Origin of the sequence: Dorea sp. 210702-DFI.3.125, from assembly GCF_020560945.1 — a bacterium.
Taxonomy (GTDB): Bacteria; Bacillota; Clostridia; order Lachnospirales; family Lachnospiraceae; genus Dorea; species Dorea formicigenerans.
On the sequence record NZ_JAJCNF010000003.1, the window covers coordinates 40,568 to 53,600 of the forward strand.

10 protein-coding genes are annotated in these 13,033 nt (G+C 43.1%); 9 read left to right on the forward strand and 1 reads right to left on the reverse strand.

Going from position 1 to position 13,033, the window contains the following annotated elements:
- The first annotated feature begins 25 nt into the window (after positions 1 to 25).
- The 4 genes from LI164_RS02290 (at position 26) to LI164_RS02305 (ending at position 6,242) form a co-directional block, all read left to right on the forward strand.
- The gene (locus LI164_RS02290; RefSeq protein WP_029731002.1) at positions 26 to 553 is read left to right on the forward strand and encodes a spore maturation protein; all 528 of its coding nucleotides are present in this window, start codon (positions 26 to 28) and stop codon (positions 551 to 553) included.
- A gap of 116 nt (positions 554 to 669) precedes the next feature.
- On the forward strand, positions 670 to 2,133 hold the full coding sequence (locus LI164_RS02295; RefSeq protein WP_117657430.1) for a Wadjet anti-phage system protein JetA family protein: 1,464 nt from the start codon (positions 670 to 672) through the stop codon (positions 2,131 to 2,133).
- Positions 2,134 to 2,278: 145 nt separating this feature from the next.
- On the forward strand, positions 2,279 to 2,923 hold the full coding sequence (locus LI164_RS02300; protein WP_040015366.1) for a DUF4194 domain-containing protein: 645 nt from the start codon (positions 2,279 to 2,281) through the stop codon (positions 2,921 to 2,923).
- Positions 2,880 to 6,242 (forward strand): SbcC/MukB-like Walker B domain-containing protein, encoded by a 3,363-nt coding sequence (locus LI164_RS02305; protein WP_304515597.1) that lies wholly within the window; start codon positions 2,880 to 2,882, stop codon positions 6,240 to 6,242. Before LI164_RS02300 ends, LI164_RS02305 begins: the two co-directional genes overlap by 44 nt.
- A gap of 49 nt (positions 6,243 to 6,291) precedes the next feature.
- On the opposite strand, the gene LI164_RS02310 is transcribed toward LI164_RS02305, so the two are convergent.
- Positions 6,292 to 8,094, reverse strand: coding sequence for a DUF885 domain-containing protein (locus LI164_RS02310; RefSeq protein WP_227086688.1), 1,803 nt, complete (start codon positions 8,092 to 8,094; stop codon positions 6,292 to 6,294).
- Between the two features lie 169 nt (positions 8,095 to 8,263).
- Here LI164_RS02310 and moaC point away from each other — a divergent pair, with 169 nt between their 5' ends.
- The 5 genes from moaC to LI164_RS02335 all read left to right on the forward strand — a co-directional run bounded on the left by moaC (position 8,264) and on the right by LI164_RS02335 (position 13,032).
- Positions 8,264 to 8,773 carry a cyclic pyranopterin monophosphate synthase MoaC gene (gene moaC / locus LI164_RS02315; protein ID WP_005338187.1) on the forward strand — a complete coding sequence of 170 codons (510 nt, stop codon included), beginning with the start codon at positions 8,264 to 8,266 and terminating at the stop codon, positions 8,771 to 8,773.
- Positions 8,774 to 8,858: 85 nt separating this feature from the next.
- The gene (locus tag LI164_RS02320; RefSeq protein WP_227086689.1) at positions 8,859 to 9,827 is read left to right on the forward strand and encodes a LysR family transcriptional regulator; all 969 of its coding nucleotides are present in this window, start codon (positions 8,859 to 8,861) and stop codon (positions 9,825 to 9,827) included.
- A gap of 78 nt (positions 9,828 to 9,905) precedes the next feature.
- On the forward strand, positions 9,906 to 10,706 hold the full coding sequence (gene yqeB / locus LI164_RS02325; RefSeq protein ID WP_173793716.1) for a selenium-dependent molybdenum cofactor biosynthesis protein YqeB: 801 nt from the start codon (positions 9,906 to 9,908) through the stop codon (positions 10,704 to 10,706).
- Between the two features lie 270 nt (positions 10,707 to 10,976).
- Positions 10,977 to 11,999, forward strand: a complete 1,023-nt coding sequence (locus LI164_RS02330) for a molybdopterin-binding protein (RefSeq protein ID WP_227086690.1) — start codon at positions 10,977 to 10,979, stop codon at positions 11,997 to 11,999.
- Positions 12,000 to 12,009: 10 nt separating this feature from the next.
- Complete coding sequence (locus LI164_RS02335) at positions 12,010 to 13,032, forward strand: XdhC/CoxI family protein (protein WP_227086691.1); 1,023 nt, start codon at positions 12,010 to 12,012, stop codon at positions 13,030 to 13,032.
- Position 13,033 lies beyond the last annotated feature (1 nt).

Below are 13,033 nucleotides of genomic sequence, written 5' to 3' on the forward strand. Positions count from 1 at the left end.
GGCAAGCAAAAGGAGAATTCAAGAATTGAAACTATTTCTTTACCTGTCGGATTTTATTGTACCACTCATGATATTCGGGATTATCTGTTACGGAATTACAATGAAAATTCCAGTTTATGACACATTTGTAAAAGGAGCGAAGGACGGATTTTTGACCGTTATCAAAATTATGCCGACTATGGTAGGGCTTATGGTAGCAGTCGGAGTACTAAGAGCATCCGGATTTCTGGAATTTCTGGCACAAATGATTGGAAAAGTTACACAATATATCGGATTCCCGGGCGAATTAGTTCCACTCACAATAGTAAAGATGTTCTCCTCGTCCGCAGCGACAGGTTTACTCCTTGATGTCTACAAAGAGTACGGGACAGATTCCTATCTGGGACTAGTGGCATCAATCAGCATGTCCTGCACAGAAACAATATTTTACACTATGAGCGTTTACTTCATGACCGCAAAAGTAACAAAAACAAGATACACACTGCCAGGGGCATTACTGGCAACACTCGCCGGATTGGCGGCCAGCGTAGTACTAGGGGGCGTAGTAAAATAGAAAAGTTACGGTAGAAAACGCAGAATAACTACGTCCCCAAAAGGTTGCTCTTAGGGGCAAAATTCGGTATACTGATAGGAGCAAATCCCGTGTGTTTGTGGGTGAAGGAGGAACGAATGAATCTGATCAGTCGGATTCCGAAGGATTTTTACAAGGTATTCGGAAGTAAATATATGGAATTCTATATGCAGTTTCTTGTGGCGGTTTACGAGGAGAGCAGCCAGTCGTATTCGCTTTTGGGGTTGACTGAGGGTGAGTGTCAGGCGATTATGAATGAGCAGCTTGCCCGTATGACGTTAGACTGGAGTGAGGAGCGTTTTGATGAGGAAGGGGAGCTTTTGACGCGGTCGAACATGGCGATGATAAGTTTACGGCATTTTGAAGACTGGGGATGGCTTAGACGCGACTATGACGAAACACTAAACAGCTATGTAGTATCTTTCCCGGAGTATAGTCAGTTGTATGTGGAGTTGTTCCGTAATCTTTATAGTGATGAGGACAGCAAGGAGCGTGAGAGTGTGCTGGCAGTGTACAGTCACCTTTATACATATAGTTCGGATCGGGAGAAGAATAATGACATTCTGAAAAGTGCACTGCATACGTCAAGATCCCTGCTTCAGATGCTGGCAAATATGCAGGAAGGGATGCGTGGATATTTTGATGAATTATCGAGCCAGCGAAGTTTTTTAGGAATCCAGGAAGTTCTTGTAAAGGAAATCAACAATAGTGACAGCCAGAAATATGCGATTTTGACGACAACCGACAGCTTTTATCGTTACAAGGAAGCGGTCAAAGAGCTGATAGAGAAGAATCTTGGGGAAAATGAGACAAGGCGCGAAGGTTTTGTGGAAAAGCTCCGGGATATTCAAGTTCAGCTGGCGCGAGAGGAGCAGGAGAAGTCTGAAGAACGAAATGTGCAGAATAAGCTGAGCATTCAGCGTTACCGTCTGGAGCGGGCAGTGAAGCTCTGTGACGAAGCGAATGAAATGTTGTACCGCATTTCCAGAGAGTTCGATGCCATTGAGCGAAGATACAATATGCTGATTGAGCAGAAGACTGTATTTGCAAGCCGGGCTGCTGCGAGAATCCGGTACATTTTGATGGAAGGCGCGGTTGAGGAAGATCAGACAATTGCCTTTGTAAATCTTCTGACTCAGAGTGAAAAACGTGATGAAATTTTGGACAAGCTGTCGCAGAAAATGAAGCTGACCGAACCATACCGTGTGATGAACGAAAAGAGTCTGTATCAGAGACGTGACCGGAAAAAAGAAGCATTTGTACCGCAGGCGGTGACAGAGGTAACAGAACAGGCAGATTCGGAAGAAATGAATGAGTATGTTCTGAAGCCGCTTTACACGCAGAAGGAAATCCGAGAGTTCCGGAAACAAAACGAGCAGGATGGAAACTTTATTGTGACGAAAGACACAGTAAAATCCATGGAAGATCTGGAAAAGCTGTTTCTTGTTTGGCAGGATGCTACGGAAGTTGCGGAAGGAACAGAAGAGATTGAGGTCGGAGAAGAACTTGAGAACGAGAATGGTCTGAGATTCTCTAAGCTTGTGATTAAAAAATCTCAGTAATCAGAGGGTTTCGATGATTAGGATATTGGACAGAAAAGTAACAGGACTGATAGAAAAAGCATTGGAACAGTTAGAATACAGACTATAAGAGATATAGGCAGTAAAATAAAAGCAACACAAGAAAGACAAGGATAAGGGAAAACATATGGTAAATTATATGGAAGAATTGTCTGTGACAGAGGCGGAGAATCTGAAGAAAACCATTTCCGCGCTGTTTCGGCAGACATGCATTTTACAAGTAAAATACGATCCGGTCACATTAACGCCGAGGGATAACCTTCACTATGAAATCTGTGTGAGACACCGGAAATTTATAGAAGACTATTTGTCCGTACTTGGGTGCGAACTGGTACATGACCCACAGGAACACATTTTCAGGCTGACCGGGGAAGGCGTGGCTGTGGAACGTTTGAATGTGACGGCTACGAAGATCATTCTTCTTATTAAAATAATCTATCGGGATAAGATTCTTGGCGAAGGTCTGAATGCGACAGTGACGAATTTGGCGGAGATCCGTGAGTATGGAAAGAACACGAATCTGATCAATGAGAAGCTGACTATGGCAGAGTGGAAAGATGCGCTGTATGTTATGAGCAAGCATCAGATCATCGAGGTGCCGGGTGCGATCCAGAACGTAGAAGATCAGACAAAGATTTACATTTACAGCACAATTAATCTGTATTGCAGTGGTGTAGATATTCAGGCATTGATGAAAGAATATGTTGATGAGGAAGGCGGTGCAGAAGTTGAAGCAGGCGAAGAAGATATTTACAAGAATGCTGATGAATAATTGGGGCGGTGTCAGCCACAAGATCATGGAGTTCCATGAGTATGTGAATCTGTTCAGTGGTAAGAGTGGCTCTGGAAAATCAACAGTTATGGATGCCATTCAAGTCGTTCTGTACGGAAGTATTTCCGCTACATTTCTAAATAAGGCGGCGGACGATGCGAAGAACCGCCGAAGTGTGCTCAGTTACCTGCGAGGTGCGCAGAAAGACGGCTCTTACAATCGTGATGGACAGGACTTCTGCTCTCAGATCGTACTGGAGATATTTGACACCGGAACGAAGGTGAGCACTTGTATCGGTGTTGCATTCGAAGTTGGAAAAAATGATACCGATATCCGAAAGTATACATTTTTCAGCCATTCCGGGAAAATTCCGGAGGACGAGTATCTGACGGAGAAAGGTGTGCCATATACAATTGCAGGACTCAGAAAGCTTGTGGAAAAGCGGGTGGAATCTTCGGACAATCGTGGACGAGGTGATGTGAATCGCCTTTATCCGTCAAAAGAGGCATATCTGAAAACGGTTTATGATGTGATCTTTGGATATGTGGAGCCGGGGCGCATGATGACCATGGAAAAGAGTGCGATTGCCCTTCGCATGACAAATGGAACGGGTCAGTTTATCCGTGATTATATGTTCCCGAAGAGTAAGGAGGACACGGTTTCGACCATCAGTGACCAGCTTGGTGCGTACCGTGAGATCAAAGAGCGTGTGGAAGACCTGGAGAATCGGATCCATCTTCTGGATGAGATCAGCCGGCAGAATCTGGCACTTCAGACGACGCGTGCGGATAAGATCCATGTGGAACAGGTGTTAAAATATATTGATATTGAAAGCTTCAAGACGAAGATTGAGGCGAGAAGTCAGGATCTTATGGATATCAATGAGAAGATTCGTGCCAGAGAAAAACAGCAGAATGAGAATAATGAGAAAAAGACACAGCTTACGAACGCACTTGTTGAGGTAGAAGCGGAACTAAAATCCAGTGATTATGGTCAGAAGGAGAAGGAGCTGAAGAGTCTTAAGGAGACCATCAAGCTTCTGGCCCGCAACAGTGAGCAGTGGCGAGAGGTTGTAAAAGGACTTGCCCGCTGGGAGGAAGATGAAGAGATCAGTGCCTATGTGAGCAATCCGGCACTTCAGAGGATTGATGAGATCAAGTCGGGAAATGTTTCAAAGGAAGCAATTGAGAAGCTAAAGAAACAACTAAGTGACGCGCTGGAGAGCATTAATGAAGAAGTTGATGAAATCGGTACAAGAATCAGTCAGAACCGCAAGGATTTGAAAGAGAAAAAGGAAATGGTGGAGGATCTGAAAAACGACCGCAAACCGTACCGAAAAGAGTTGAAACAGGCAAGGCAGGAGTTACAGAACCGTCTGAGCACACAATATGGAAGAACCATTCACGTCAACATTTTCGCAGATCTTTTTGATATTACAGATGAGAAGTGGAAAAATGCGATTGAAGGTCGTATGGGGCGTGTGAAACACAGTCTTGTGACCGCACCGGAGTATGCCCTTGATGCAGCGAAAGTATTTCGTAAGCTTCAATATCTTGGTGGGATTGATGAAGTAGATCTGTTAGATACGGCCGCAATTGTGAGGTCTGAGCCAAAAGTTCATGACAATTCGATCTATGAGGCTGTTCATGCAGAAGAACCATACGTGGACCAGTGCCTGCGCCGTTATCTCGGAAGAATTGCCAAATGCGAGACAGAGGAAGAACTCCGTGCCTCCGGAAATGGTGTGACAGCCGACTGCTATTCCTATAATAATTACATTTTCCGTCATCTGAAGAAAAATGATTACGAAAAATATGCCTGCATTGGAACGAAGGTTTCTAAGGCAAAGCTTCGTGAAATGGAAGATGAGGTTCTGAAGCTGAGTGAAGAAGTATTGCAAGATCAGCAGATGCAGCAAAGCCTGAAAGCAGCCCAGGGATTTGAGCGGCTGAACCAAAGCACAGATCAGATTCTGCATTTGGCCGGGGCAGGCGAAGAACTGCAGGCATTTTACGAGAAACAGGATCAGCTGGAGAAGGAACTGCGAGAGCTTCGTGAAGGAAGCAGAACTGCGGAACTCAATCAGCAGAAGACAGAATTAGAAGTAAAAATCCGGGAAAGTGAGAAGATATCTGAACAGCTTCAGAAAGAAATACTGGGCTATGCCAAGACACAGGGACAGGCAGAACAGGATATTGTGAATTTCCAGAATCGTATGGATTTCCTGATGCAGGGATTTGTGCTGAATGAAGAACTGCAGACTGAAGTCCAGGAAGCATTAAAGATACAATCTGAGCAGACATACCGACGTAAGAAAAGTAAAGAATCTGAAGAGCTGATGAAGCAGGAAGAGGAAGTACGTGATCTTCTGACCCGTGCGAGAAATCAGTTCAATCAGGCATATCCATCCTATGGTCTGACGGGCGTAGAACACGAAAATGTTTCTTATGACAGGATTTTGAATCAATGCAGACAGGACTTTGAGCCGAAGTATAAAGATGAATTTCAGAAACAGTATGATCTGATCTACCATACGCTTCGTGAAAATGTAATCGCGACGATCCACGGTGAAATCAAAGCGGCATACCGTCACAGGAAAGAAATCAATCGTATGCTGGCAAAGATTAAATTCTCTGACAGTATTTACCAGATTGATATTCTTCCGGCAGAAAATGAAAATGGACAGTTCTATGAGATGCTGATGGCACCGGAATTGGACAGCAAAGTGCTGGACGATGATGGTTTCGACGGACAGATCACGCTTGGCGAAGACACATTTTATCAGAAGTACGAGCAACAGATCTTGCGCCTGACAGAGAAATTCATGCCTCCGAAAGACGAAGATGCCAAGTCCTTAAGTCAGCACCGTCAGCAGATGGAGCAGTACGTGGATTACCGGAATTATCTGACCTTCAGTATGTATGAACGAGTAGAAGATGAAGATGGAAATGTGAAAAAAAATGCGGTCGATGACATGGCAGGACGTGATTCCGGAGGAGAAGGACAAAATCCGAAATATGTGGCACTTCTGGCTGGATTTGCAATGCTTTATATGCAGCAGACAAACCGCGATTCCAAGATAAGACTGGTACTTTTGGATGAAGCATTTTCCAAAATGGACAAAGAACGAAGTGAAGTCTGCCTGCACTACGCAAGAGAACTGGAATTGCAGTTGATCGTGTGCGTACCGGACGAGCGGCTGCAGTCCTTGATCCGAAATGTGGACAGTGTGTACGGATTTAGAAGATATCAGAATCAGGTAAGTATGATGCATATCGATAAAGGAGAATATCTGGATATGATTGAGGGGAAGATTTGACTCGCATGAGTCAAATCTTCCCTTGAAACTTTCCCCTGAAACTTTTCCGCTAATACGCATTTTTAATTTGCTTCTGTAGAATTTCAAATGGCGCCGGTCCGGTATCGAGGATGCATTGGTGGAACTGATTCTGGGTAAAATCATCTCCCCAGGTTTTTATTGCCAGTTTCTTTAATTCCAGAAATTCCACGTATCCGATGTAATATTTGAGATAATTGCCGGGATCTGCGACAATCAGATCAAAAATGTCCTCGATTGTCTTTTCATTCGTGATTCCATAGGTTCGGAAAAAGGTAACTGTTTCAGCAAGAGTCCAGCCGTCATAGTGGATGCCCATATCGGCGAGGGCGTAAAGTCCGAGAATGACGGAGGCATTATGTTGGAGAAGTGTTGCCATATCATGAGAAAGCGGGGAATAGTAATAACTCAGCATTTCACAATATGTAGCCCAACCTTCGGTATATCCGCCAAATGACAGAAGATCTCGAATCGGAGGGTGTTTGGTGGCGGAGTAGTAGACTGTCTGATATAAATGCCCCGGATAACCTTCGTGTGCCAGAGTTGTAAAGAGAGTCAGGTCATCAGAAATGTGTCCGGGATTAATATAGATGACATTTTCGCCACTGTTATCAATTGGCGGAATCATGTAAAAAGCAGGACTTAAATATTCTTCCATAGCTTCCTGAACATATTTTATTTCGAAAGAAACTTTTGGAGGTTCTGGGAATGAGCCGGATATTTTATCTTGCAGCGTATTTAAAATGTTGACCGGATCATCAGAAGAAAATTCGGTACCGTGACCTTTGAATAAATCAGAAGCCGCTCCCGGCGTGGTACCTTGTACAGAGCCAGAATGAGCTTCAGAGTTCTTATGGAAACTGGAATTGTTTAATAATTTCTGCATCGTTAGCAGGTCACTTTGAATTTGTCTTTGTGCAAGTTTCTGAAGCTGTGGAATGGTTCTGGCAGAACCGGTCTGTTCTTTTACCGAGAGTTCATAATATTTTTTTCCATCAGGAAGATAACAGAGTCCCCGTTTGTTGTTTCCGGTATCACGAAGATTTTGGAGTCCGTCACTAAGAAAAGTGAACGCCGGAAGAACGTAATTTAAAACGGCGTCACGATTTTGTTTCTTATAATCTTCAGAAGTTACAGCAGGCAAATTCAAAGCGTCAATTTTAGAATCAAATGTGGCATAAAGATAGTTATTTTTCATGGTGGCAAATGTTTGGCATTCCGTGATAATGTCGTCGGCGACGTAGGAAGCCATGAAAAGTCCGGCGTTGCTTTTTGCTTTCTCAAATGTGAGAATAGATTGGAAATAATCGGGAATGGTAGTCAGAAGTTTCAGGTAAGTGTCAATATCGTCAGTATTATAAAAACGATATTCTGACAGAAGAATAGGAAGCTGTGCCTGAGTACCGGTAAGTGGTGTGAGAGGTTCTTCATATAAAAGATAAGGCCCCATTTCCAAAGAAGAGGTATAGGAGTGTTCAAGAATATCGTAAGTCAGCTTATTATAATCAGACAGCTTGTTTCGTTTGAACTGATGAAGGCTTGCAAGAGCATTTTCCGCAGAAGCACATATAAGCGCCGAGTCTGTTCCGGCGTATCCACAAGAGACAGGTGGATTTTGAATTCCATAAGATTCCGGCTCTTTTACTGTGTAATGAAGCGTGATCGTATTCGCAGACACCTCCTGCCTAAATAGTTCCTCCACGTATCGGTCGAAGCGGGAATTCATATCCAAAGCTGAAGTTCCACCAACAATCGCACTTAGAAGCAGCGCAAAAATCAGCAGGCCGGACATAAAACCAACCAACAGAAAGTGCCGTTTTTTATAAAGAGACATACAAAGAATCCTTTCAGTGCCTTTCTATAATATTTATGAACAGAGTTCGGAGAAAATGTGTTATCATGGAATACATGACATAGAAAAAAGCAGGCATTATTGAAAAAAAGTGATTTTTGTAAAATGTGTAGTAAATTTACAGAAAATCACATTTGAAAGGAGTCAGAAAATGCAGCTAACACATTTTGATGAAAATGGAAAAGCAATCATGGTCGATGTTACGGAGAAAAATGACACAGTCCGGGAGGCTACGGCAAAAGGACGTATCCTGGTGAGCAAGGAAGTCTACGATGCGATTGAAGCCGGAACAGTCGGAAAGGGGGACGTGCTCGGAGTGGCAACAACTGCCGGAATTATGGGTGCAAAGAGAACTTCCGAACTGATTCCGATGTGCCATATTCTTCCAATCACAAAATGCCGTGTGAATTTCGAGATGAAACCAGAGGAATGTGCAATTGACTGTTATTGTACAGTAAAAGTGACCGGGAAGACCGGTGTGGAGATGGAAGCCCTCACAGGTGTCAGTGTGGCACTTCTTACTGTATACGATATGTGTAAAGCCATCGATAAATCTATGGAAATCGGAGAGATTTATCTTTGTCATAAAAGTGGCGGAAAAAGTGGTGAGATCAGAAACGAAAAGATTGACGGTCAGAAAGCAAGACCTTGCCAGAACTAGGGAAGTTAGGGGAGAGCTAAATTCGTTGACAAATAAGAGGTTATTGCTATAATAATTTTATTACATATTAGAAATGGTGGGACAGATGAAGATAGGCGCAGTAATATTGGTGGCCGGAGTCGGGATACCAGATGAGGAGATGGAAAAGTTTCTTGAGATGAAGAGACCGACCATTTTCGAACAGATGATTGTAAGCTATCAACGTGCGGGTGTGGCAGACATTGCTCTGGTCACACGGGATGGAATGGCAGATAAGATAGAGCAGACATTGCATCGTCGCGGGGTTACATTTTTGGATATAGAGTCAGATTCCTTTGAATTAGCAGTTCTGAAGGGACTTTCTTATCTATCGGATACATGCGAACGTATTTTTGTCGGAGATATTCGTTTCCCTTTTTTTCAACCGGATATATTGGTAATGATGCAGAAGCGTCGGGCAGAATTGCTTGGTGCAGTATATGGAGGTATGTTTGGCGACTTGATCTGTACCAGTCAGGCATGCGCAAGAAATATCTGCAAAAAACTGGAACAACAGATTGATGAGAGTGCAGAGATGGCAGAAGGAACCGTCAGAAGTACCGGTGTGGCGGCTTTCTGGAAGCAGTTCGGTTATCGGATCGCGCATATAGAGGTTGAGAATGAAGGGATTCTTGTGAAGGTGACATCGGCACAGGAATATGAAGAAAGACGGCAGATATTTGCAGAGAAGCAGATACGAGGTCATGTGAAAGTAAGTCTTGCAGTGAATCGTTCTTTTTTTGGACCGGGTGTTGTAACACTTCTGACTCAGATCGATCGTCTGGGTTCTGTGCGGGAGGCCTGCGCAAAGACCGGTATGTCTTACAGTAAAGGCTGGAAGCTCATCCATACAGCGGAGGAAGAGACTGGCTGGAAGATCGTGGAGCGCATGAGCGGTGGAAAGAATGGTGGCGAAGCCTATATAACTGAGCGTGGGCATATGCTTCTTGAAAAATATGAACTTTACAGGGAACGCGTTGAAGCGGCAGCCCAGGACATTTATAAAGATGTTTTTCAAGATGGTGAATTATTTTAATTAAATTCTGGAATTAAGTTAAAAGCACTTCTACGGGGGACGAGCAGCTAATAACAAAAAGGGAAAGAAGACTGGCGCATGAGAATTTTAATAAGAGGAGCAGGAGATCTGGCTACAGGAATTGCATATCGCCTATATAAATGCGGATTTGAAATTATTATGACAGAGACGAAAGTTCCATTGACTGTACGACGGACAATTGCATTTTCTAGAGCAGTGTATGAAGGAAATGCAGAAGTAGAACATGTTACTGCGAAACTGACTGACGGATCGGAACAGATAGATGACAGAATAAAAAAGGGGTATATACCGCTTCTTGTGGATCCAGGACTTAAGTATCTGAAAGAGTATAAGGCAGATGTAGTTGTAGATGCAATACTGGCAAAAAAAAATCTGGGAACAACGATAGACGCTGCTGAATTTGTAATTGGGGTCGGACCTGGATTTACCGCTGGAAAAGACTGCCACGTAGTAGTGGAGACTATGAGAGGACATAATCTTGGTAAAGTGATCCATGAAGGCTGTGCAATTCCGAATACAGGAATCCCGGCAGAAATAGGAGGATATTCTATTGAAAGGATCATCCGTGCATCGGCAGACGGACTTTATGAGCCTGTGGTTAAAATCGGTGATCATGTGGAAAAAGATCAGATTGTTGCTTATAGCGGTGGAAAATCTGTCCGAGCGTTGATGAGTGGTATTGTCCGGGGAATGCTGCAGCCAGGGGTAAATGTTACAATTGGCATGAAGTGTGGAGATATTGATGCCAGATGTAAGGAAGAATATTGCTATACAATTTCGGATAAAGCCAGAGCAATCGGTGGCGGGGTGCTGGAAGCAATCATGGAGCATTTCAATGGAGAAAAACATATCCTATAAGAAATGATGCGAGGGACAGGATAAAAGAATTTGTGAATTTTGAATGATTGAAGAATATGACGAATTGGTTGACAAAAAAACCTGTTTTGTTATAATATATTATATAAATTTGAGCGAAATTATAGGGGATTTTGTTTACCTTAGATAAAAGGTGAAAAATCCCTATTTTAATATCAAAAAAATTGATATTAAAATAACTGAGAAATGTTATAAAAATATTTTTTTAAACTGCGAATAGTTTTGAAAAAATATTCGGAGGGAATGGATAAAATGAAATTAATGCGAACGGAAGATGCAGTGGGGCAGGTATTGTGCCATGACATCACACAAATTATCAAAGGCGTTACGAAGGATGCCGTATTTCGAAAAGGCCATATTATTACAGAGGAAGACATACCGGTACTTTTAAGTGTGGGAAAAGATCACATTTACATTTGGGAGAATAATGAGAATATGCTTCATGAAAATGATGCGGCTAAGATCTTGTATGATATGTGTGCAAATGAGCACATGACCCCATCGGAAATCAAAGAAGGGAAAATTGAATTGATCGCGGAGTGTGACGGTCTTTTAAAGGTTGATACAGAGCGATTGAATGCAGTAAATGCGCTTGGTGAAATGATGATTGCCTGTCGTCATGGAAATTTTCCGGTAAAAAAGGGCGATAAGATTGCCGGGACAAGGATTATTCCTCTTGTTATTGAAAAAGAAAAAATGGAGCGTGCAAAAAAATTAGCTGGTGAAGAACCGATTTTTGAGCTGATTCCATTTAAAAAGATGAAAGCTGCAATTGTAAATACTGGAAACGAAGTGTTTTACAGAAGGATCAAAGATACATTCACACCGGTTATTATCGAAAAATTGAAAGAATATGGAGCAGAGGTCGTCGGGCATGTAGTAAGTGATGATAACCATGAACATATTACAGCGGCTATTCAGAAATTTTTGGATGAAGGGGTGGATATGGTACTTTGTACAGGCGGAATGAGTGTGGATCCAGATGACCGTACTCCGCTTGCGATTAAGAATACAGGTGCTGAAATCGTGACTTACGGAGCACCTGTACTTCCGGGAGCCATGTTCTTGCTGTCCTACTATGGAGAGAAAAAAAGACCAGTCATTGGTCTTCCGGGATGCGTTATGTATGCGAAACGGACTATTTTTGATTTGGTTCTGCCACGGATCGTGGCTGGAGAGATTCTGAAAAAAGCAGATATTGATACACTGGGAGAAGGCGGCTTATGCTTGAATTGTCCGGTCTGTACTTTCCCGAATTGCGGATTTGGAAAGTAGGTGAGTGCAGATGTGGGAATTCTTACAAAAATTAAAACAACTGCAGCCGGAGAGTAAAAATATCGTTTTGACAGGACTGACAGGAGAGGCATTTGGGGAAAAAGCGCTTGTATCGAATGGAAAGCTGGTATGGGCATCTGTTGCAGGGGGATTTTTAGAACAGCATGACCAGCAGATAGAGCAGTTAGAAGTAAATGGTATAGCGCTTGTTGATGGCGAAAAAATATTTGGTGAAGTTATAGGTGGACAGAAGAAAATAGTGATCTGTGGTGGGGGACATGTTTCCATGCCGATTATTCAGCTTGGCAGACAGATTGGATGTTATGTAACAGTACTGGAAGACAGACCGAAATTTGCAGATAACGCCAGAAGAGCAGGAGCAGACAAAGTTATTTGTGATACATTTGAAGCGGGACTGGAACAGATTCCCGGTGATTCAGATACGTTTTTTGTAATCGTTACCCGCGGACATGTGTATGATCGGATCTGTCTGGAAAGTATTGTAAGAAAACCACATGCGTACATTGGAATGATGGGAAGCCGCAGAAGAGTGGCACAGGTAAAACATAGTGTCCTTGAAAATGGAGCCGATCCACAGGTGCTCAGTCAGTTACATTCTCCGATCGGCCTGGATATAAAGGCGGAGACACCGGAAGAAATCGCAATATCCATTATGGCAGAAATTATACAGGTCAAGAATCAGGATAAACGAGGAGCCGGTTATTCGAATGAAATCCGGGATGCAATCGTGAAATGTGAGGATCAGAAAAAGATATTGGCGACGATAGTTGAACGAAAAGGAAGTGCGCCAAGAAGTATTGGAACGAAGATGTTGATAATGGAAGACGGACGATGTGTAGACACTATTGGGGGCGGCTGTATTGAAGCCACGATTGTAAGCAAAGCGTTATTAATATTGCGAGGATGCGCAAAAGCGCCACAAATCGTGCATGTGGATATGACTGGTGAAGATGCCGAGGAAGAAGGCATGGTGTGTGGTGGTAAAGTAAAGGTATTGTTGGAGGAAGTTTAAA

Excerpts from the sequence above, each read along its gene's own strand:
- LI164_RS02295 (WP_117657430.1), top strand. The coding sequence starts at position 670 with ATGAATCTGATCAGTCGGATTCCGAAGGATTTTTACAAGGTATTCGGA.
- LI164_RS02300 (WP_040015366.1), top strand. The coding sequence starts at position 2,279 with ATGGTAAATTATATGGAAGAATTGTCTGTGACAGAGGCGGAGAATCTG.
- LI164_RS02310 (WP_227086688.1), bottom strand. The coding sequence starts at position 8,094 with ATGTCTCTTTATAAAAAACGGCACTTTCTGTTGGTTGGTTTTATGTCC.
- moaC (WP_005338187.1), top strand. The coding sequence starts at position 8,264 with ATGCAGCTAACACATTTTGATGAAAATGGAAAAGCAATCATGGTCGAT.
- LI164_RS02320 (WP_227086689.1), top strand. The coding sequence starts at position 8,859 with ATGAAGATAGGCGCAGTAATATTGGTGGCCGGAGTCGGGATACCAGAT.
- yqeB (WP_173793716.1), top strand. The coding sequence starts at position 9,906 with ATGAGAATTTTAATAAGAGGAGCAGGAGATCTGGCTACAGGAATTGCA.
- LI164_RS02330 (WP_227086690.1), top strand. The coding sequence starts at position 10,977 with ATGAAATTAATGCGAACGGAAGATGCAGTGGGGCAGGTATTGTGCCAT.
- LI164_RS02335 (WP_227086691.1), top strand. The coding sequence starts at position 12,010 with ATGTGGGAATTCTTACAAAAATTAAAACAACTGCAGCCGGAGAGTAAA.